Below are 21,107 nucleotides of genomic sequence, written 5' to 3'. Positions count from 1 at the left end.
TTCCGACCGAAATCAATGGCTGATCATCCAGGGCCTGGCTGCGGGGAAGGTCTTGGACCCGTCGGCCCGCAGCAAGGTCTTGGATTTTTGAACGCCCGCGCCGCAGCAGCCGCAGCCGGGACCGTGCCCCAGGGATTTTGAGGTCTTTGGCGCATGCGAGGATCGCTCGTTTGTGCCGATCGCGGCGCGTGTTGCCGCATCCATCATGGCAAAGAACGGCGTGGTGAAGAACGCCCGCGGTGACGACGTTCCGCAGTCCGGGCAATCGCACGGCTCTGCGGACAAAGACATCGGACGGTTCTCGGTGAAGCCTCCGCAGCTCGGGCAATTGAAGTCATAGTTCGGCATGGTTTTCGATCCCTGGCGTCTGCCTTGAACATTTAAAGGAGGGCGGAACGAACTCCGCCCTCTCCTCCTCAAAGGTCATGCGCGAGCGGCACGTCGATCGTTCCGTCGAGGAATTTCTTCGGCCCATCGGCGCCGGGCTTCATGTCGAATTCGAAGATGTCGAGCGGCAGCCACAAGGTGGCGCAGGCGTTCGGAATGTCGACGACGCCGGAAATATGCCCCTGGACCGGCGCCGTGCCGAGAATGGCATAGGCCTGGGCCCGCGTGTATCCGAACTTGGTCATGTATTCGATGGCATTCAGGCAAGCCTGGCGATAGGCGATGTGCACGTCGAGATAATGCTGCTTGCCGCCCTCATCCACCGAAATACCCTCGAAGATCAGGTAGTCGTCATATTTCGGGGTGATCGGCGAGGGTCGGAAGATCGGGTTCTTGACGCCGTATTTCGCCATGCCGTCCTTGATCAGCGACACCTTGATATGCAGCCAGCCGGCCATTTCGATGGCCCCGCAGAAGGTGATCTCGCCATCGCCCTGGCTGAAATGCAGGTCGCCCATGGAAAGACCGGCGCCATCGACATAGACGGGGAAATAGACCTTCGAACCGCGCGACAAGTCCTTGATGTCGCAATTGCCGCCATGTTCGCGCGGCGGCACCGTCCGTGCGCCGCTGGCCGCCGCCGTGTCACGCGCTTCGCCCTTCAGGCTGCCCATATGGGCCGTCGGTCCGCCATCGGGCAAGGTCGCCAGAGCCGGCACGCGGCCGGGATCCGTATCGAACAAGGCCTTTTCGCGGGTATTCCACAGCTCCAGCATCTTGTGATCCGGCAGGCAGCCGATCAGGCCGGGATGAATGAGGCCGGCATATTTGACGCCGGGCACATGGCGCGACGAGGTGAACATGCCATGGAAGTCCCAGATCGACTTCTGCGCTTCCGGGAAATGCTCGGTCAGAAAGCCGCCGCCGTTTTTCTTGGAGAAAAAGCCGTTGAAGCCCCAGAGACTGTTGTCGAAGGTACCGATATCCAGGATGTCGACGACCAGCAGGTCGCCGGGCGCAGCGCCCTTGACGCCGATCGGCCCGGACAGGAAATGCACCTGGCTTAAGTCGACGTCGCGCACGTCGGACGCGTCGTCGTCATTCTTGATCTGGCCGCCGGTCCAGTCATAGGTCTCGACACGAAAATCGTCGCCAGGCTCGACCCAGCATGCCATCGGGATATCGGGATGCCAGCGATTGTGGATCTTCTCATTGCTATAGGCGGATTGGCTGAGATCGACCTTGATCAGAGTATCAGTCATTGTTTTCGCTCCTTCCTTGGTATGAAAGCGTGCCTTGGTATGAAAGCTGGAAATGGTTCGGCATTGGGGGATCAGACAGAGAGGAAACTGGACACGCGCGCCTCATCGAGGCCGACGCGCGGCGCCTCGTGGACGATTTCGCCTTTTTCGATCACCAGAACCCTGTCGGCCATGTCGAGCGCAAAGCTCAGCACCTGTTCCGACACCACGATGGACAGGCCCATCTCGTCGCGGATGCGGCAGAGCGTTCGCGCCATCTCCTTGATGATCGACGGCTGGATGCCTTCGGTCGGCTCGTCGAGCAGCAGCACTTTCGGCTTGGAGGCGAGCGCACGGGCGATCGCCAATTGCTGCTGCTGACCGCCGGACAGGTTGCCGCCCCGCCGGCCCTTCATCTCCAGCAGCACGGGAAACAGTTCATAGATGTGGTCGGGCACCGTCTTCTCGCCGGTCACCGTCAGGCCGGTCTCGATGTTCTCCTTGACGGTCAGCGTCGAGAAGATCATCCGACCCTGCGGTACGTAAGCAAGGCCCTTCTCGACCCGCTCGAAGCTCTCAAGCCCGCTGACCGGATTGTCGCCGATGCGGATCGTACCGCCCGCGGAAGGGATGACGCCCATCAACGATTTCATCAGCGTCGTCTTGCCCATGCCATTGCGGCCCATGATGGCGACGATCTCGGCGGGTTTCACGTCAAAGGACAGACCGTGAATGACTTCGCTCTGGCCATAGCTGACCTTCAGCTTCTCGACAGACAGCATGGCAACCTCCTAGTGGCCCAGATAGACTTCCACGACCTTGGGGTCGTGCTTGACGCGTTCCATGCTGCCTTCGGACAGAACCTTGCCCTGGTGCAGGACGGTCACCCGGTGGGCTATGTCCTCGACAAATTTCATGTCGTGCTCGATGACGATCACCGACTGGTTCTTGGTAATGGTGTTGAGCAGTTCGGCGGTCTTGATGCGCTCGGCGACGCTCATACCGGCCACAGGCTCGTCGAGCATCAGCAGGCGCGGCTTCTGGATCAGCAGCATGCCGATCTCCAGCCATTGCTTCTGGCCGTGGCTGAGGATGGCCGCGTCGGTGGCGAGATGCTCTTTCAGAAAGATCATCTCCGCCACCTCTTCCACCCGCTCGATGACCTCCCGGTCGCGGCGAAAGGTCAGCGCTCCGAAGACAGACCTGCCTCTTGGAAAGGAAAGCTCAAGGTTTTCAAAGACGGTCAGGTCTTCGTAGATCGACGGGTTCTGAAATTTGCGGCCGACCCCGGCATGCACGATTTCATGTTCGCGCATCTTCGTCAGTTCGAGCCCGTCGAAGCGGATCGAGCCGGATGTCGCCTTGGTGCGGCCGCAGATCAGGTCGAGGACCGTGGTCTTGCCGGCCCCGTTCGGGCCGATGATCACCCGGATCTCGTTTTCATCGACGTAGAGAGACAGGTCGTTGACCGCCTTGAACCCATCAAACGAAACCGTGAGAGAATCGATGCTCAGGATGAAATCCTTCGCCACTTGCTCGTTAACGTGCATGGCACCCTCCATCATTCTGCAGCTTGCGCTTGGCGCTCGGGGTCTTGCTTGAAGAGCCTTGCCCATACTCGGCTCATGAAGGGTTCGACATGGTCCTTCACCACTCCCGCCAGACCGAAGGGGAAAGCCATGACCACGGCGATGAACAGGCCGCCCATGGCAAACAACCAGAGTTCGGGGAAACTTTCGGAAAAACTCGTCTTGGCGGCATTGACCAGCAGCGCGCCGTAGATCGCACCGAACAGCGACAGACGCCCGCCAACCGCTGCAAAGATCACCATCTCGATCGACGGCACGATGCCGACGAAGCTCGGGGACATGAAACCGACCTGCAGCGTGAACATCGCTCCGCCGATCGCCGACATCGCAGCCGCCAGGCAGAAGATGAAGATCTTGAAATTGGCGACGTCATAGCCTGAGAAGCGCACGCGATCTTCGCGGTCCCGCATGGCGATCAATAAACGGCCGAATTTCGAGATGCGGACCGCCTGGGCAAGCAGCAGAACGCCGATCAGCAGCAGGGCATTGACGAGGTAGAGGATCAGCTTGGCGCTATCGGTGCGGATATCCCAACCGTGCAGGGTGCGAAGATCGGTAATGCCGTTGACGCCGCCGGTATAGCCCTGCTGGCCGATGATCAGGATGGTCAGGATCGCCGCCACGGCCTGGGTGATGATGGCGAAATAGACGCCGCCGACCCGACGCTTGAACATCGCGGTCGCAATGACGAAGGCGAAGAAGGACGGAACCAGGATGATGGCAAAGACCGTGAAGGTGAAGGAATGAAAGGGTTCCCACCAGCCAGGCAGCGCGGTGATCTGGTTCCAGTCCATGAAGTCGGGAATGCCGGGTGTCGACTGGATTTTCGTCGCCTCCGGCGTCGAGGCCTCCAGCTTGAGGAACATTGCCATGCAATATCCGCCAAGGCCGAAGAAAATGCTCTGGCCAAGGCTCAGGATCCCGCCATTGCCCCACAGCAGGACGAGGCCGACGGCGACGAACGCATAGGTCAGATATTTGCCGATCAGGTTGAGCCGGAAGATATCGAAGGCCAGGGGCATGACCACGAGCAACAAGGCGGCAAGAAGGGCGAAATAAAGCCATTCCTTCTTGGAAAACAGGAAGCCGGCAGCGGGCATGGGAGGTCTCCTTAGCGGCGGATGTTGAGGGAGAAGAGGCCTTGCGGGCGCAGCATCAGGATGCCCACGACCGTGAGCAGCGTCAGGACTTTGGCCATCGAACCGCTGAGGAAGAATTCCATGGTCGACTGGGCCTGGGAGATGGTGAAGGCGGAGGCGATCGTGCCGATCAGACTTCCCGCGCCGCCGAAGACGACGACGAGAAAGGTGTCGACGATGTAGAGCTGTCCGGCCGTCGGGCCGGTCGAGCCGATCATGGTGAAGGCCGATCCGGCGATGCCGGCGATGCCGCAGCCAAGTCCGAAGGTCATGCGATCGACCTTCTTGGTGTTGATGCCGACGGCTCCGGCCATCACCCGGTTCTGCACCACGGCCCGAACCCGTTTGCCCCATGACGAGCGGTACATGATGACATAGACGGCAAGCGAGATGATCATCGTCAGGGCCATGACGAAGAGGCCGTTGAGCGGCACTTCGATGGTGTCGCTGACCACAACCGAACCCATCATCCAATCCGGCAGGGTCACGCCGACTTCACGGGCACCGAAAACAGACCGGTAGAGCTGCTGCAGGACCAGGGAGAGGCCCCAGGTGGCAAGCAATGTATCGAGCGGGCGCTTGTAGAGATGACGGATCAGCGCCCATTCGACCAAAACGCCGAGCGAAAAGGACGCGGCAAAGGCCAGCGCCATGGCCAGGAAGAAGTAATAGGGAAAGAAGCCGGGAAGATAGGCCGTCACCAGCGTCGAGCAGAGATAGGTGACATAGGCCCCAAGGATCATGAACTCCCCATGGGCCATGTTGATCACCCCCATCTGGCCGAAGATGATCGCCAATCCCAGCGCCATCAGCACGAAGACCGAAAACAGGATTAGGCCGGCAAATCCCTGCATGGCCAGGATCGAAAAGAACTCGCTATAGGTATAGTCGCCGATCATCGTGTGACCTCGTAAGCACCGGGATGGGGTCGGGAAAAAGGGGGCCGGCCGAAACCGGCCCCGAGCGCAGATCGATGCTTATTGATAGCCTTCCGGGAACGGATCCGGCTCCATCAGCTCGGCCGTCTCGTAGACCAGGTCATACTGGCCGTCGGCGCGGGCATGGCCGATGCGGGTCTTCGACCAGAGGTGATGGTTTTCGTGGATCTTCACATAGCCTTCGGGGGCCGTGGTCAGCTCGATGCCGGGCGATGCGGCGCGGATCTTGTCGATGTCGAAGGACCCGGCCTTTTCCACCGCGGCCTTCCACAGCCATGGTCCGAGATAGGCGGCCTGGGTGACATCGCCGATGACGATATTGTCGCCCCACATCTTCTTGAACTCGGCGACGAAGGCCTTGTTGTTGTCGTTCGGCAGGCTCTGAAAATATTTCATGGCGGCATAGGCGCCGACCATTTTTTCACCGCCGATGCCAAGGATTTCATCTTCGGTGACCGAAATGGTCAGAAGCAGCGGCTTTTCCTTGGTCATGTCGATACCGGCCGCTTTCAGCTGCTTGTAGAAAGCCACGTTCGAACCACCGACAACGATCGCATAGATCACGTCGGGCTTCTTCAGCTTGATCTTGTTGATGACCGAGTTGAACTGGGTATGGCCGAGCGGATAATATTCCTCGCCGACGACCTGAAGGCCGAGCTTCTCGATGTGCTTGCGGGCGATCTTGTTGGAGGTCCGCGGCCAGATATAGTCGGAGCCGAGCAGATAGAAGCTTTTGGCGCCCTTTTCCTTCACGACCCAGTCGATACCGGCGAGAATCTGCTGGGTGGCCTCCTGGCCGGTGTAGATCACGTTGGGGGATTCCTCCAGACCCTCATAGAAGGTCGGATAGTAGAGCATGCCGTTATACTGCTCGAAGACCGGCAAAACGGCCTTGCGCGATGCCGAGGTCCAGCATCCGAACACGGAGGCAACCTTGTCTTCGACCAGCAGCTTCTTCGCCTTTTCGGCAAAGGTCGGCCAGTCCGAAGCGCCATCCTCCTGGATGACCTCGATCTTGCGGCCAAGGATGCCGCCGCTGGCGTTGATCTGCTCGATCGCCAGCTTTTCCGCCTGGACCGATCCGGTTTCGGAGATCGACATCGTCCCCGTCACGGAGTGAAGAATGCCGACTTTGACGGTGTCGTCGGTGACCGCGAGCCCCGTCGTATTGACGACGGCGGTCGGCAGGCTTTGGGCGATTGCTGGAGCGTTCAGGGCAGCAAGAAGCGGGATCGACGCCGCCCCTGCAAGCAGGGCTCGGCGACTGATGCGCGTCGAAGAAAACGGAGTGTCGTCAGACATGGCGGTGCCTCTTCATTGTTTTGAAAGATGGAAGCGTGGCTGCAGTGGTCCCGGGCAACTGACGCTAACCTCGCCGCAAATTGTGCGACGCAACAATGGAGCATTTGACGTATATCCACCCGGGTCTTTGTCCCGTACTGTCAGCATCAAGAGCGGTGGAACGACTGAGAAAACAAGCAGCACCAATCACTTGCCCGATCAGGGCATTTGCCCTGCAGGATCAAAACAGCGGACAAAAAGAAGTCGCCTGCTTGGCTGGTACGGAAATTGCTTACGCAATCCCGGGGGACGGGGTCAAAGCGGCGTCTGATCGACGCGATAGAGGGGGATGTGTGAACCAGGCCGAGCGAATTCCCAGGATTCGGCGGACCTATAATCGATGGGTCGCCAACCAGACTTTGGAGGACTACGCCCTCAGGTTCACAGCCCATGAGGTGCGGCGATTTTCGCCCGGCCGGATCGCCAATACCGCCATCGGCGCCATCTCCTTCCTGGCGCTCGAGGCCATCGGCGGAGCGATCACGCTGAACTATGGTTTCACCAACGCAGCCCTGGCCATTATCGTTGCCTGTTCGGTGATGCTGGTGATCGGCATTCCGATTGCCTATAACGCCGCCCGCTATGGCGTCGATATCGATCTTCTGACGCGCGGCGCCGGCTTCGGCTATCTCGGCTCAACCGTGACCTCGCTGATCTATGCCAGCTTCACCTTCCTGTTCTTCGCCATCGAAGCGGCCATCATCGCCAAGGCGCTCGAACTGGTCACCGGCCTGCCGCTGACCATCGGCTATATCGTCAGCGCCGTCGCCATCATCCCGCTCGTCACCCACGGCGTGACCTTCATCAGCCGTTTCCAGGCCTGGACCCAACCGTTCTGGGTGGTCTTGCAACTGGCTCCCTTCGTCTTCATTGCGGCGCACGGCCTTGAGCCGGTGCGAGATTGGACGGGCTATACCGGCCTGCTCGGACCCGTCGACCGCAGTGTCGACATCCACCTGTTCGGCCTTTGCTCGGCGGTGGTGTTTTCGCTGGCAGCCCAGATCGGCGAACAGGTCGACTATCTGCGGTTCCTGCCCCGCAAGACCAAGGAAAACCGGATCAAATGGTGGTTTGCGCTGCTAAGCTCCGGACCGGGATGGGTCGTCATAGGCGGTCTGAAAATCTTCGCCGGCTCGTTTCTGGCCTACTATGCCTTCCGCAATGGCGTCGCCTTCGCGGATGCATCGGATCCGACGCAAATGTATCTGACGGTCTTCAGCCAGATGCTCGTCTCCCCCGAACTGGCCCTCGGCGTGACCGGACTATTTGTCGTGATCTGCCAGGTGAAGATCAACGTCACCAACACCTATGCGGGATCGATCGCCTGGTCGAACTTCTTTTCGCGCCTCACCCATAGCCATCCCGGCCGCGTCGTCTGGCTGGTCTTCAATGTGCTGATCGGCCTGCTGCTGATGGAATTCGGCATCTACAAGGCGCTGGAGACGGTGCTTGGTCTTTACTCGATCGTCGCCATTGCCTGGACGGCCTCGATTGCCGCCGACCTGCTGATCGCCAAGCCGCTGGGCCTGTCGCCGCCGATCATCGAATTCAAGCGGGCGCACCTCTACGACATCAATCCGGTCGGCTTCGGCTCCATGACCATCGCGGTCTTTGCCGCATTTGCTGCCTATGGCGGCCTGATGGGCGAGTTGTTGAGCAAGATTTACGTCTATCTCGCCCTGGTCCTGCCCTTCCTTCTGGTCCCCCTCATCGCCAAGGCGACGCAAGGCCGTTATTACATCGCCAGAACCAGCAGCGTCCACAGCGACGCCAGAGGTCACGCCGGATGCGCGATCTGCGAGCTGCGCTTCGACAGGGAGGACATGGCCCATTGCCCGGTCTATTCCGGGCCGATCTGCTCGCTGTGCTGCTCGCTCGACGCCCGCTGCCACGACCTGTGCAAGACGGATGCGCAGCTCAGCCAGCAAGTCCGCTCGTTTGCCGGTCGCTGGCTACCCACAAGACTGGCAAACGTGCTGCATGGCAGCGTCATGCGCTACCTCGCCCTCTTTTCGGTCGTGAACGCCTTCATGGGCAGTGTCTTTTTCCTGATCCATTTCCAAAGCACGATCGAGCACCCGGCAAGCTCCGAGCTGATCGGTTTCGAGCTGTGGAAGCTCTACATCATCCTCTTCATTCTGGCCGGCATCGTCACATGGCTCTTCGTCCTGGCCCAGGAAAGCCGGGACTTCGCCGAGGAGGAAGCCCGACGTCATACCCGTTTGCTGCTTGACGAAATCACCGCCCATGAGGCGACCGACCGCCAATTGCAAAAGGCCATGGAAGCGGCGCAATCCGCAAACCTTGCCAAGAGCAAATATGTGGTCGGCCTCAGCCATGAATTGCGCACACCGCTGACGGCGATCCTCGGCTATGCCCAGGTGCTGGAGCGCCAGCAGGGCCTGCCCAACGTCGTCCACAATGCCGCGCGCACCATCAAGCGCAGTGGCGAGCACCTGGCCGATATGATCGAGGGGCTGCTGGACATATCCAAGATCGAGGCCGGCAAGCTCGAAATCTATCGCCACAAGATCGCCCTTGGCCCCTTCCTCGACCAGATCGTCGACATGTTCAGCCTGCAGGCGCAGGCCAAAGGCATCGGCTTCGAGTTCCGCGCCACCTCCGCCATTCCCGATTACGTCTATACGGACGAGAAGCGGTTGCGGCAGGTCCTGATCAACCTGCTGTCGAACGCCATCAAGTTTACCCAGCAGGGACAGGTCTGCTTCACGCTTGCCTATCGCGGCCAGGTCGCCAAATTCGATATCGAGGATACCGGCGTGGGTATCCGCAAGCGGGATCTCGACCGGATATTCCTGCCTTTCGAGCGCGCCGAGCAGCCGGGCGACCAGGCGCAACCGCCGGGAACCGGTCTTGGCTTGACGATCACCAAGCTGCTGGTCGACATCATGGGCGGCGAACTCAAGCTGACCAGCAACTTCGGCAAGGGCACGCATTTCTCGATCCGCCTGATGCTGTCGGAAGCCCAACGCCCCGAGGACATGGCAGCACCAGCCCTTGCCGTTGCCGGATACGAGGGGCGTCGAAAAACCGTTCTGGTCGCCGATGACGACGCCACGCAGCGCGCCCTGATGGAGGAAGTCCTGACGCCGCTCGGCTTTTCGGTGGTCGCCGTCAATGACGGTCCCGCCTGCCTTTCGACACTGGCGCTCAACCGTCCGGACATCGTCATCCTGGACATCGGCATGCCCATCATGTCCGGCTGGGAAGTCGCCAAACGCATCCGGCAGCGTCACGGTCGCGACCTGCCGATCCTCATCCTCTCGGCCGATGCCGGCAACGAGCGGACAAACCCGGAATATGCCGAACTCTTTGATTCCTATCTGATCAAACCCTTCGGTTTTGAGGAACTGTTCGAGCGCCTGGCCACCCTGATCCCCCTGACCTGGATCCTGGATGACGGGATCCACATCGAAGCCCAACCGCAACCCGTTTTCCGGCCGGAGGAACTGCCGGCCCCGCAGAAGCTGCGGCAACTGAGGACGCTGGGCGCGACGGGCTTCGTGCGATCCATCGAGGCGATGCTGAATGACCTGGAGATCTCGGCGCCGCAGACCGAACCGTTCTGCAAACACATGCGTCATCTGGCCACCAATTACCGCCTCCGCGAGTTTCTAGCCATTATCGAGGGTACCCAAAACCATGCCTGATCCCTTCGACGGTAACAGCGTGCTGATTGTCGACGACTCGAACGAGGCCCTGGCCATGCTGGCCGATGCGCTCAGTCTGGAAGGACTGGAGGTGCATACCTCCACCAGCGGCCGCAATGCCATCTCGATGGCGAACTCCAAGGCGCCCGATATCGTCTTGATGGATGCGATGATGCCGGGCCTGGATGGTTTCGATACCTGCAAGATCCTCAAGGCGGCGCGGGGCTTCGAAGATCTGCCTGTCATCTTCATGACCGGCTATAATGAGAACGAACATGTCGTCAAAGCGCTGGCCGCCGGCGGTGTCGACTTTGTCAGCAAGCCGATACGCCTCGACCAGTTGTTTGCCCGCATGCGGGTGCATCTGAGCAATGCGAGACGGGCGCGCTCGGCCCGCTATGCACTGGATTCGACCGGCCGCTGGATGGTCGCCTGCGACAGCAACGGCCTGATTGCCTGGTCGACGCCGCAGGCTGCCGATCTCCTGATGAAAGTCGGCATCCGCTCAGACACCAACAGCTACCTGCCGCTGGAGATCCTGTCCTGGCTAAGCGAAGGATCCGTGACGGAACAAGGCGGCAATGCCAATGTCTTTCACTATGCCAGGCTCGGCCATGACATCGAATTCCGCCGCCTTTCGGATGGTCAGAACGACGAGATCCTGCTGCGGCTCATCGACCGCCACCGCGGTGCCGACGAGGAGCAATTGGCGCGGGCCTTCGGCCTGACGCTGCGCGAGGCCGAAGTGCTTCTCTGGGTGGCCCATGGCAAATCCAACAAGGAGATCGCCGATATCCTCGAAATGTCGCCGCGCACGGTGAACAAGCACATGGAGCAGATCTTCAACAAGCTCGCCGTCGAGAAGCGAACCTCTGCCGCAACGCTTGCGGTTCGGGTCCTGTGGCGAGAGTGATACCATCACTGCGTAACATACGGCGCGGGCCACTGCGGCTGTAGAGGCGCAGGACGCGTGGCGAAAACCTGGCGCATCCTGCGGTGTTTGGCAGACGGACTGCGTCGGGGCTCAGTAGCCGGACTTGATCTTCTCGAATTCCGCGATCATCCGCTGCCGCAGGTCGGTCGGCAGGGGGGACTGGAACAGGGTATTGGCGGTGAACCTGTCCACATCGACAAAGCCCTTGCCCGCCAGGACGGTGGGGTCCACCGCAGCCATGCCTTTGGCATTGGAATGGCCATAGCCCCAGCTTTCCACCATATAGGCGCTGATCGAGGGATCGGTGATGGCGTTGAGGAAGGCATATTGCTGCTCCTCGCTGCCGGCCGCCCCCTTCAGCCGGACATAGCCGCAGACCCAGGTGGAAAGGCCTTCCGCCGCATCCTTGTTCATCGCCACCGGCACGCCGTCGGCGGTCAGCGTGGTGGCGGTCTCGTTCCAGGCCCAGGCCAGATCCACCTCGCCGCCGGCGATCGCCTGGCTCAGATCGGTATTGTCGGTCCAGTAGAGCCGGACATTCTTGTGCACGGCGCGCAGGAAGTCGGAGGCCTGCTGGAACTGCGCATCCGTCAGCGTCGTCCAGTCCTTGACGCCGATGGCAAGGCTTGCCAGCGCATAAGCATCGTCGACATTGTCGCCGATCGAGACGCGGTCCTTGAACTTCGGATCGGCGAAGGCCTTGAGCGACGACACATCCTCCGGCTTCACCGTGTCGGTGCGATAGGTCAGCACCGTATTGCCCCACTCGAAGGGCAGGAAATAGGCCGTTCCGTCGGCCGATGTCATCAGGCCCTTCATCGTCTTGATGCCGGGCAGAACGTCGTTCCAGTGGGCGAGCTTGGACGTGTCGAGCGGTTCCAGCAGGCCGGCCTCGCGCCACTTCGACACACTCTGCGAACAGGGATGGGCCAGATCCGCCTTGAAGCCGGACCGCAGCTTCTGAAACGCCTCTTCCTCGTCGCCGAAGAAGGAAAAGTCGGGCTCTGACCCGAACTGGGTGGTATAGGCCGGGTGGAAGGCGGGATCCTCATAACCGGCCCAGTCGAAGACGACGATGGTGTCGGCGGCAATCGCTGCGGGCGCGACACCGGCCAGGAGACCAGACAGCAGGACGGACAGAACAGACAGTCGTTTTGCAGTTTCAAGCTTCATGGCCGGGTCTCCTTGATCAGGGGGTTTTTAGGGTGTGTTGGGGCCTTCGCGGCTCATGTGCCGCGGGAAAAGACCCACCAGAAATTCGATGGCCGCCGCGTGCGCCTCTTCGCGCGTCAGCCCGTCACTCATCATCAGCCGCCACCAGAGGCCTTCGAGCATGGCGCAAAGGGACAGCGTCGTCGCCTTCGGCTCGAAGCCATAGGCGCCCTCCGCCTTCAGTCCCGTCACCAGTTCCTCGAACAGTTGCTGGTAACGGGCGTCCCGCGCGCCGCACAGCGCCTGATAGGTGGGCCGCGACTTCGCCTCCCCCCAGAACGCGCACCAGGCCGCCAGCTTGCGCCGCGTGGTAATCTTTCGGTCGAAATCCGCCGCCACCAGCGCCCAGAGCCTGGCGGCAAACGACGGGCCGGCCTTCTCGTAGGCGCCCATCCAATGGGCCGAATATTCGTCCGCCATCGACTGCAGGGTGGCGATCAACAGCCGTTCCTTGCTTTCGAAATGGAAGTTGACGATGCCGCGCGACAGTCCGGCGCCATCGGCCACATTGGCAAGCGTCGTCTCGGCATAACCCCGCTTGGCCAGCGAATCGATCGTTGCCTCGATCAGTTGCAGCTGGCGGGTTTCCTTGGAGGCCTTGCGGCCTTTCCTGTCGCCAGGCGCGACCCCATCGGCGGGAGCGTTTGTCGATTTCATGCCATGTGTCCAGTCGTGAGCGTGAAGGCCAGCGTGCAAAGACATCATCGGCCTCCACACGGTTCATCAGCCCTCAGATGAGCGTGACGGACAGCGTCCCTGTCAAGACCCTTGCCGCGCATGAGAGCGACCGAACCCCACAAACAGTGTCCGGCCGCATGCAGCCCCGTCACCCGCTTTCGCGAACTGATACCGTGCCTGATCATCGACGCCCTTTCGTCTCCACACAGAGTAATGCAATCCTCGGACTTTGCAACAAACTTGCTGAATGTTCATTCAATATAACTGGACAAACGACGGTTTTCCATGTCAGTTTTGGGAAACGCGACGAACCGGGGGCAGCATGAAGACCCATGACGTGGTGATGATCGGCGGCGGTCACAACGGCCTTGTCGCCGCCTGTTATCTGCAGAAGGCCGGGCTGGATGTCCTGGTGCTGGAGAAGAACGACTGGGTCGGCGGTGCGGCCACCAGCCGCGAGCTGACGCCGGGTTTTCTCTATTCCAACTGTTCCTATGTCTGCTCCCTGTTTCGCCCCGAGATCATGCGCGACCTGGAGCTGCCCAAGCACGGGCTGCAGATCATATCCTACGAGGGCGGCGCGGTGTTCACTAAGGACGGCGATTACCTCGCCTCCTATCGCGACCACGACAGCCACCGGCGCGAATTCGCCCGCTGGTCGAAGCGCGACGCGGAGGCCTATGAGCGTTACGCCCGCGACGTGACGCGCCAGTGCCGGTTCATCCAGCCGCTGCTGATGCGCACCGCACCCGATCCGTTTTCCTTCAAGCCGCGCGATATCGGCGAACTGCTGTTTATCGCCAAGCGCTTCGGCGAATTTTCAGCGGCCGAGATGGCCGCGACCCTGCGGTTCTGGACCATGTCCATCTCGGATTTCCTTGATGAATATTTCGAGACCGACGTGGTGAAGGCCTATCTGGCGCTATCGGGGATCATCGGCACGGCGCTCGGCCCTATGTCGCCCGGCACGGCCTATGTGCTGCTGCACCACTACATGGGGGAAGTGGACGGATCGGTCGGCGCCTGGGGCTATGCGCGGGGCGGCATGGGCGCGATCAGCCGGGCGCTGGCCAGTTCGTTTCAGGCCGCCGGCGGCACGATCCGCACCGGCGCCGATGTCGAGAAGGTTCTGACACGCCGCGGCGAGGCCACCGGCGTCGTGCTGGCCGGTGGCGAAGAGGTGCGCGGTCGCACCATCGTGTCGAATGCCGACGTGAAGCGGACCTTCCTGAAGCTTGTCGAGGAAAAGGATCTGCCGGAACGCTTCGTGCACCGGGTCAGGCATTTCAAGATGCGCGGCTCGTCGGGCAAGCTCAACATCGCGCTCGACAGCCTGCCGGAATTTCCAGCCCTGCCGCAGGCCTCCAACTGCATCCGCGGCGACATGCATTTCACCGACAGCGTCGAGCGCATGGAACGCGCCTATGACGATTGGAAGGACGGGCGATGGTCTGCCGATCCCTTCGTCGACATGATGATCCCGACCACGCTTGATCCGACCATGGCACCGCCCGGCCAGCATTTCATGAGCTGCTTCGTGCAATATTGCCCACCCAAGGTCGACGGACGCGACTGGACGAATGCCGACCGCGACGCCTTTGCCGAAACGGTCATCAGCCAGATTTCCACCTATTCCCCCGGCTTCCGCGACCGCATCCTGCATATGGAAGTGCGCACCCCGCGCGAGATCGAGGACGAAGTGGGGCTGACGGAAGGCAATATCTTTCAGGGCGAACTGACCTTCGACCAGTTGCTGTTCAACCGGCCGGTGCCCGGCTACGCCCAGTATCGCAGCCCTGTGAAGGGCCTTTATCTCTGCGGCTCATCGACCCATCCTGGCGGCGGGGTCATGGGCGCACCGGGCCGCAATGCGGCGGCTGAAATCCTGCGCGACCTGAAACGCGGCCGGCAACATATGAGCGGGGCCCATGACGTCATTTGATGCGATCGTGATCGGCGGCGGCCACAACGGCCTGACCGCCGCAGCAGCGCTCTCCCGCGGCGGACGCCGGGTCGTCGTCCTGGAGGCCGAGCCTGTCGCCAGCGGCGCCCTGCGCGGTGACGAATTCCATCCCGGCTTCCGCTCGAACGGCCCGGCCCAGATCATCAACCGGCTGGATCCCGAGGTCGCGACACTGCTGGACCTGCCGGCCCATCTGTCCGGCGGCCCGGAACTTGAGACCGTCGTGCTGTCGCCCGGCCAGCCCCCTGTCATTCTCGAAGGAGCCTATGGCGAACGAATCTCGGGCGTTTCCAGCGACGAGGCCGAGCGTTTCCGCACCCTTCGCACCAAATTGCTCTTCCAGGCCGGCATCCTGCGACGCTTTCTGAAGCGGACGACGCCGCCGATGGGCAAGGTCAGCGGCGGCGACCTCGCCGCATTCGCTTCGGCAGGCCTCGGCCTGCTGCTGAAGGGCCGCGAGGAAGGACGCGATTTCCTGCGCATGCTGCTGATGAATGTCGCCGATGTCGGCGACGAGTATTTAAGCGACGACCGCCTGAAGGCGCTGATTGCCTTTGATGCCACGCTCGGCATCCAGCTCGGCCCCCGCTCGCCCACCTCGCTGCTTGGCCTCTATTACCGCCTGACCGGCGAGGCCAACGGACGGGCCGGCGGCCAGTACGTGCCACAAGGCGGGATGGAGGCGCTGGGCGAGGCTTTCGTCGCAGGGGCTCTGAAAGCCGGCGTCACAATCCGCACCAATGCCGCGGTCGCGCGCATTCTGGCCGACCGGGGCATGGTCAGCGGCGTCGCGCTGGAAAGCGGCGAGACCCTGACGGCGCCGCTGGTCGTCTCGGCCGTTCACCCGAAGGCAACCTTCCTCACCCTCGTCGACGCCGCCGAGATCGGCACCGGCTTCCGGCGCGCCATCGCCAATATCCGCTCAAAGGGCAATGTCGCCCGGCTCGATCTGGCGCTGGATGCGCCGCCGGCCTTTGCCGGCCTGACGCCTCAAGCCCATCGCGGCCGGCTGGTCATCGCCCGGTCGATGCAACAGGTGGAGACGGCCTTCAATCCGTCGAAATACGGGGAATTCTCCGGCGACCCGGTGATGGAGGTCATGATCCCCAGCCTGGCGCAACCTGGGCTTGCGCCCTCCGGCGCCGCCACATTGTCTGCGCTGATCCCCTTCGTGCCCTACACGCTGAAGGAAGGCTGGGAGACCGGACGGGCCAGGCTTCAGGCCGCTGCGCTCTCCGTGCTCGAGCGTCACGCCCCCGGCATCACCGCAACCGTTCGCGGCGCACGGCTGATGGTGCCGCCGGATATCGAGGCCGCCTATCGCATGCCCGGCGGCCATTGGCATCACGGCGAACTGCAGGCCGACCAGCTTCTGGTCAACCGGCCGGTCCAGGCCGCTTCGCGCTACGAAACGCCGCTCCGGGGTCTTTTTCTCGCCAGCGCCGGCGCCCATCCCGGCGGCGGCATTTCCGGCCTGCCGGGCCTGCTTTCGGCGCGCCATATCCTTGCCGGAGACAGACGATGACCATCGACCCCGCCCTGCGCCGTGCCGGACAAGCCCATATCGCCACGCCGCGTCTTGAAACACCGTTCCATTCCCGGCTTCAGGCGCTGTCGACCACCCATGACTGGTATAGCTGGGCGGGCTACCAGGCACCGCACTCGGTCTTCGACGATGAACTCGAATATTTCGCCATCCGCTCGACCGCCGCCCTGTTCGACATTTCGCCCATGGTGAAGTATCGCATCCGCGGCGTCGATGCCGAGCGCTTCCTCAATCGCGTCACCCTGCGCGATGTGCGCAAGCTGCGTCCGGGCCGGGTGCATTACACCGCCTGGTGCGACGATCACGGCCATGTGCTGGACGACGGCACGCTGTTTCGCTTGGCCGACACGGATTTCCGCCTGTGCTGCCAGGAACGCCACCTGCCCTGGCTGGCCGACAGCGCCGAGGGTTTCACCGTCACGATCGAGGAGGAAACCGAGGCGCTGGCAGCTCTCGCCCTGCAGGGGCCGACTAGCTTTTCCGTGCTCGACGCCGCCGGATTTTCGGGCGTCGAGACGCTGAAACCGTTCCAGCTGGCCGCCTTCGACCATGAGGGCGGCGAGGTGGTGATTTCGCGCACCGGCTTTACCGGCGACCTCGGGTATGAGCTTTTTGCGCCGGCCGCTATCGCCCTGTCGCTCTGGGACCGGCTGTGGCAGGCAGGCCAGATCTTCGGTCTCAAGGCGATCGGCTACAATGCCCTGAACCGGGCCCGCATCGAAGCCGGCTTCATCGTCGCCAATGGCGATTTCACCACCGCCGAGGCGGCATTGCGCCCTGACCGCGAGCGCATGCCCGACGAAATCGGTTTGGACTGGCTGGTCGATCCGGAAAAGCCGTTCTTCAACGGTCGCGACGCGATCCTCAAGGCGCGCCAGACCAAATCGCTGCGCCACATTCTGGTCGGGCTGGAGATCGACGGCAACATTGCCGCCGAGCACGCCCTCGTCTACCACCGCAAGAGCCGCGAGGCAGGGATCGTCACCGCCGGCATCTGGTCGCCGCTTGCCAAGCGCAACATCGCCATCGCCACCCTGACGCGCCCCTTCGGCGAGCGCATCACCGACGACCTGTGGGTGGAAATCTATGCGCTGCGGGAACTTCAGTACCAGAAGATGATGAAGCGCGCCAAGATCGTGCCGCGCCCCTTCATCAAGCTGGAGCGGCGCACGGTAACCCCGCCGGGACGGTTCTGAGGCGATCGCGGTGGACACCGAACCGGAAAGCGAAGCCGCAGCGCAATGGCAATTGGTGACGCTACCGTGCGGCATCGAATGGTCCGGGCGGGCCCGATATGCCGCGGCCATGTATTTCTATTGGCGCGGTGAGATGGACGCCCAGACGCTGGAGATCTACCGCTACCTCGCCCGCCTCGATGCGGAAGATCCCGCCGACGTGCTGCGGCGTTACAAGATCGGCGCCGACTGGCTCGACAGACTGAAGCGCGGCTCTCTCGGCTGAGGCGGCAGCGCCCTGCCCCTCAGGCGATCTGGCGGATGCGCTCCTCGGTCTTGTCGTCGGCGAGCGCAACAAAGGCCTCCGGATCATAGGCAAGCCGGATCGGTGCGCCGATCGGCAGGTCATCGGCGCCGTAGGTATTGGTCTCGATCATCGATAGCGGCTGTTCCAATCCGTCGACCCGCACGGACAGATGGGTGGTTTCCCCGAAATAGGCCCGGTCGATCACCGTGCCCGGCAATTCATGGTCGGCACGCTCGCCGTCCCAGAGCAGGCGCAGCCGCTCCGGCCGGATCCCCAGCGTGATGCTGTCGCCCGGCCTGCCACCCGAGGCAGCCGTCGCAAGCCTGAGCCGGCCAAAGCGCTCGGTCTCCACCGCCAGCATCTCGCCGGCCTTCTCGACCACACGGCCGGACAGGAAATTCATGCCGCCGAGAAAGTCGGCGGTCAGGCGCGTCAGCGGATGCTGGTAAAGCTCCTTCGGCGTCGCCACCTGCGCGATGCGTCCGCCGAACATCACGGCGATCCGATCGGAAAGCGCCAGCGCCTCATACTGGTCGTGGGTGACCAGCACGAAGGTGATGCCGACCGCCTTTTGCAAAGCGCGCAATTCGGACTGCATCTCCTCGCGCAGCTTCTTGTCGAGGGCCGACAGCGGCTCGTCGAGCAGCAGCACCTTGGGCCGGAGCACCAGGGCCCGGGCCAGTGCCACGCGCTGGCGCTGGCCGCCGGACAGTTCATGGCCACGCCGCTGGCCGAGATCGCCAAGCCGCACCTGCTCCAGCGCCTCGGCAACCCGGCGATGCTCTTCCGCCGCACCGAGCTTCAGCCGCTTCAACCCGTAGGAGACATTCTCCTCGACGTTCAGATGCGGGAAGATGGCGTAGCTCTGGAAGACCATGTTGGTCGGCCGGCGATTGGGCGCGACGCCAATCACCGACTGGCCGTCGATGCGGATATCGCCGGAGCTGGGCGCCTCGAAGCCGGCGATGGAGCGCAGCAGCGTGGTCTTGCCGCAGCCAGACGGGCCGAGCAGCGAGAAGAATTCCCCCGCAGTAATGTCGAGCGAAACATCGGTCAGCGCCTTGTAGATCCCGTAGAACTTGTTGACGGCGGAAATCTCGATCATCGGCGTCTCAGACATGGGCTGCGGCTCCCGCGGAAAGGTGGCGCTCGGCACGCCGGCGCAAAAGCTCGGCGGCGGCAATCAGGCAGATCGACAAAGCGAGCATGATGCTGCCCAGCGCCAGAACACCCGGCAGCTTTGCGGCAAACCGGAGCTGTCCCCAGATATAGACCGGCAGCGTCGGCTCGGTTCCGGACAGAAAGAAAGCCAGCAGGAATTCGTCGAGCGAGATGGTGAAGGACACCAGAAGGCTGGACAGGATGGCAGGCGAGACCACGGGCAGCGTGACCCGGCGAAATGTTCCGAAGGCGGTCTCGCCGAGATCGAGCGATGCCTCCTCCAGCGATCGGTCGAATCCCTCGAATCCTGCCGTCAGCACCGCCATCGAATAAGGCAGGCAGAAGACGACTTGTCCCAGGATCACCGTGGCCAGCGACAGTTCCATGCCGACCTGCAGGATGATCATCAGCAGCGAGACCGCAACGATGATCTCCGGCAGGAACAGCGGTGCCATGATCAGGGCATTGGCGGCCTGCCGGCCCCGGAAGCGGTAGCGCGTCACCGCACGCGCCGCGCAGATCGCCAGTCCCGTCGACAGGATCGACACGCAGAGGCCGACGACAAGGCTGTTGAAGGCCGCATCCAGCATTTCCCGATTGCCCCACAAGGACGCGTACCATTTCGTCGTGAAGCCGGCGAGCGGGAAGCGCGGCGCGGCGGCAGCGTTGAAGGAGAACACCGGCAGCAGCAGGATCGGCAGATAGAGGAAGGCCAGATAGACGGCCATGTAGACCGGCAGAAGGCGCCAGCGCGAGACATTGAGCAGGCTCATCGGATCCGCCTCGCCGCGATTTTCAAAAGGAGCGCAAAGGCCCCGGCCATCAGCGACACGATCACCATGGTGGTGACGGACAGGGCCGCCCCCAGCGGCCAGTTGGCGCCCTTGCCGAACTGCGCCTGGATGGCGGTTGCGATCATCACGCCGTCCTTGCCGCCGACCAGACGGGGCGTCACGTAATCCCCGACGGTCGGGATCATGACGATCAGCAGGGCCGAAACGACGCCCGGCATGGAGAGCGGCAGAACCACCCGCAGGAAACTGCGCACCGGTCCGTCGCCAAGGTCGCGCGCCGCCTCGACCAGCGAACGATCGATCTTCTCCAGCGACACAAAGATCGGCAGGATGGCGAAGGCCGCCCAGCTGTGGACGAGCGTGATGGCCACGGCATTGGAATTGTAGAGCAGCGAACCGATCGGCTCGGTAATGACGCCGGCCGACATCAGGCCGGTATTCAACACGCCCTGATAGCCGAGGATCATCTTCCAGGACATGACGCGCAGCAGATAGCTCGTCCAGCACGGCACGGTGATGAGAAACAGCAGCAGGTTCTTGTGCCGGCCGCCATGAAAGGAAATGAACCAGGCAACCGGATAGGAGACCACGACGGTGACGACGCTGACGACGAGCGAGATGGCCAGCGAACGGGCCAGCAGATCGCGATAGATCGGCTCGGTCAGGGCCGTCCGATAGTTCTCGAGGGTGAAACTCCGGTCGATCTCCAGATAATCCTGGGACCAGAAACTGTAGGCAATGACGGTGAGGATCGGGATGCCGAGCATGAAAAGCGCGTAGAGCGCGGTCGGCGAAATCAGCGTGAGGCCCGCCGCCTCCTCGCCGCGCAGCCATGAGCGGCAGTTGGCAGGGCCTGAGTCCAGCCGCTTGGCGAGCCCCTCGGCTGATCGATCCGCAGCCAGGACCATCAGCGCCCCTCCCCCGATCCGCGGGGACAACAGGCGTAATGCAGCAATCGGCGCATGACAGGTCCTCCGGCTTTCCGCCTTTTTCGTTCCCGTCCCCATGATGAGCGCAATTGTCGATGAATT

Annotated in this window: 18 protein-coding genes; 6 read left to right on the top strand and 12 right to left on the bottom strand. The window is 62.3% G+C overall.

From position 1 onward, the window contains the following. Window positions 1-12: 12 nt before the first annotated feature. From HGO38_RS02610 to urtA, 7 genes are all read right to left on the bottom strand, one after another. On the bottom strand, window positions 13-348 hold the full coding sequence (locus HGO38_RS02610) for an FmdB family zinc ribbon protein (protein ID WP_250954349.1): 336 nt from the start codon (window positions 346-348) through the stop codon (window positions 13-15). A 68-nt stretch (window positions 349-416) separates the two neighbouring features. Further along, complete coding sequence (gene fmdA, locus HGO38_RS02605; protein WP_250954348.1) at window positions 417-1,649, bottom strand: formamidase; 1,233 nt, start codon at window positions 1,647-1,649, stop codon at window positions 417-419. A 71-nt stretch (window positions 1,650-1,720) separates the two neighbouring features. Then, window positions 1,721-2,410 carry an urea ABC transporter ATP-binding subunit UrtE gene (urtE, locus tag HGO38_RS02600; protein ID WP_250954347.1) on the bottom strand — a complete coding sequence of 230 codons (690 nt, stop codon included), beginning with the start codon at window positions 2,408-2,410 and terminating at the stop codon, window positions 1,721-1,723. Window positions 2,411-2,419: 9 nt separating this feature from the next. Further along, complete coding sequence (gene urtD / locus HGO38_RS02595) at window positions 2,420-3,178, bottom strand: urea ABC transporter ATP-binding protein UrtD (protein WP_250954346.1); 759 nt, start codon at window positions 3,176-3,178, stop codon at window positions 2,420-2,422. A gap of 11 nt (window positions 3,179-3,189) precedes the next feature. After that, window positions 3,190-4,317, bottom strand: a complete 1,128-nt coding sequence (gene urtC / locus HGO38_RS02590; RefSeq protein WP_250954345.1) for an urea ABC transporter permease subunit UrtC — start codon at window positions 4,315-4,317, stop codon at window positions 3,190-3,192. An 11-nt stretch (window positions 4,318-4,328) separates the two neighbouring features. Beyond that, entirely contained in the window at window positions 4,329-5,255 is a 927-nt protein-coding gene (gene urtB / locus HGO38_RS02585) for an urea ABC transporter permease subunit UrtB (protein ID WP_250954344.1), read from the bottom strand. Between the two features lie 78 nt (window positions 5,256-5,333). Continuing rightward, the gene (urtA, locus tag HGO38_RS02580) at window positions 5,334-6,596 is read right to left on the bottom strand and encodes an urea ABC transporter substrate-binding protein (RefSeq protein WP_250954343.1); all 1,263 of its coding nucleotides are present in this window, start codon (window positions 6,594-6,596) and stop codon (window positions 5,334-5,336) included. A 332-nt stretch (window positions 6,597-6,928) separates the two neighbouring features. Here urtA and HGO38_RS31105 point away from each other — a divergent pair, with 332 nt between their 5' ends. Both HGO38_RS31105 and HGO38_RS02570 read left to right on the top strand, forming a co-directional pair. Next, a complete protein-coding gene (locus HGO38_RS31105; protein WP_250954342.1) occupies window positions 6,929-10,306 on the top strand; it encodes a hybrid sensor histidine kinase/response regulator in 3,378 nt (1,125 codons plus the stop codon). Beyond that, the gene (locus HGO38_RS02570; RefSeq protein WP_250954341.1) at window positions 10,299-11,219 is read left to right on the top strand and encodes a response regulator transcription factor; all 921 of its coding nucleotides are present in this window, start codon (window positions 10,299-10,301) and stop codon (window positions 11,217-11,219) included. Before HGO38_RS31105 ends, HGO38_RS02570 begins: the two co-directional genes overlap by 8 nt. Window positions 11,220-11,330: 111 nt before the next feature. Here HGO38_RS02570 and HGO38_RS02565 read toward each other — a convergent pair whose 3' ends face one another. Together HGO38_RS02565 and HGO38_RS02560 are read right to left on the bottom strand one after the other, a co-directional pair. Beyond that, window positions 11,331-12,413, bottom strand: coding sequence for an extracellular solute-binding protein (locus tag HGO38_RS02565; protein WP_250954340.1), 1,083 nt, complete (start codon window positions 12,411-12,413; stop codon window positions 11,331-11,333). A 27-nt stretch (window positions 12,414-12,440) separates the two neighbouring features. Further along, window positions 12,441-13,109 (bottom strand): TetR family transcriptional regulator C-terminal domain-containing protein, encoded by a 669-nt coding sequence (locus HGO38_RS02560; RefSeq protein WP_250954339.1) that lies wholly within the window; start codon window positions 13,107-13,109, stop codon window positions 12,441-12,443. Between the two features lie 343 nt (window positions 13,110-13,452). On the opposite strand from HGO38_RS02560, the gene HGO38_RS02555 reads away from it, so the two are divergent. The 4 genes from HGO38_RS02555 to HGO38_RS02540 are packed head-to-tail and all read left to right on the top strand — an operon-like array spanning window position 13,453 to window position 18,100. Beyond that, window positions 13,453-15,072, top strand: coding sequence for a phytoene desaturase family protein (locus HGO38_RS02555; protein WP_250954338.1), 1,620 nt, complete (start codon window positions 13,453-13,455; stop codon window positions 15,070-15,072). Further along, window positions 15,059-16,618 (top strand): phytoene desaturase family protein, encoded by a 1,560-nt coding sequence (locus HGO38_RS02550; protein ID WP_250954337.1) that lies wholly within the window; start codon window positions 15,059-15,061, stop codon window positions 16,616-16,618. The genes HGO38_RS02555 and HGO38_RS02550 overlap by 14 nt, the downstream gene beginning before the upstream one ends. Then, entirely contained in the window at window positions 16,615-17,835 is a 1,221-nt protein-coding gene (locus HGO38_RS02545) for an aminomethyl transferase family protein (RefSeq protein ID WP_250954336.1), read from the top strand. The genes HGO38_RS02550 and HGO38_RS02545 overlap by 4 nt, the downstream gene beginning before the upstream one ends. A 10-nt stretch (window positions 17,836-17,845) precedes the next feature. Beyond that, entirely contained in the window at window positions 17,846-18,100 is a 255-nt protein-coding gene (locus tag HGO38_RS02540; RefSeq protein WP_250954335.1) for a hypothetical protein, read from the top strand. Between the two features lie 19 nt (window positions 18,101-18,119). On the opposite strand, the gene HGO38_RS02535 is transcribed toward HGO38_RS02540, so the two are convergent. The 3 genes from HGO38_RS02535 to HGO38_RS02525 are packed head-to-tail and all read right to left on the bottom strand — an operon-like array spanning window position 18,120 to window position 20,984. After that, on the bottom strand, window positions 18,120-19,226 hold the full coding sequence (locus HGO38_RS02535; protein ID WP_250954512.1) for an ABC transporter ATP-binding protein: 1,107 nt from the start codon (window positions 19,224-19,226) through the stop codon (window positions 18,120-18,122). 7 nt (window positions 19,227-19,233) lie between these two features. After that, window positions 19,234-20,055 (bottom strand): ABC transporter permease, encoded by an 822-nt coding sequence (locus HGO38_RS02530; RefSeq protein ID WP_250954334.1) that lies wholly within the window; start codon window positions 20,053-20,055, stop codon window positions 19,234-19,236. Then, the gene (locus tag HGO38_RS02525) at window positions 20,052-20,984 is read right to left on the bottom strand and encodes an ABC transporter permease (protein WP_250954333.1); all 933 of its coding nucleotides are present in this window, start codon (window positions 20,982-20,984) and stop codon (window positions 20,052-20,054) included. The genes HGO38_RS02530 and HGO38_RS02525 overlap by 4 nt, the downstream gene beginning before the upstream one ends. Between the last annotated feature and the right edge of the window lie 123 nt (window positions 20,985-21,107).

The sequence above is a fragment of the Rhizobium sp. CG5 genome, assembly GCF_023701945.1.
Lineage (GTDB): Bacteria > Pseudomonadota > Alphaproteobacteria > Rhizobiales > Rhizobiaceae > Allorhizobium.
This window is presented reverse-complemented; position numbering and strand designations above follow the sequence as displayed.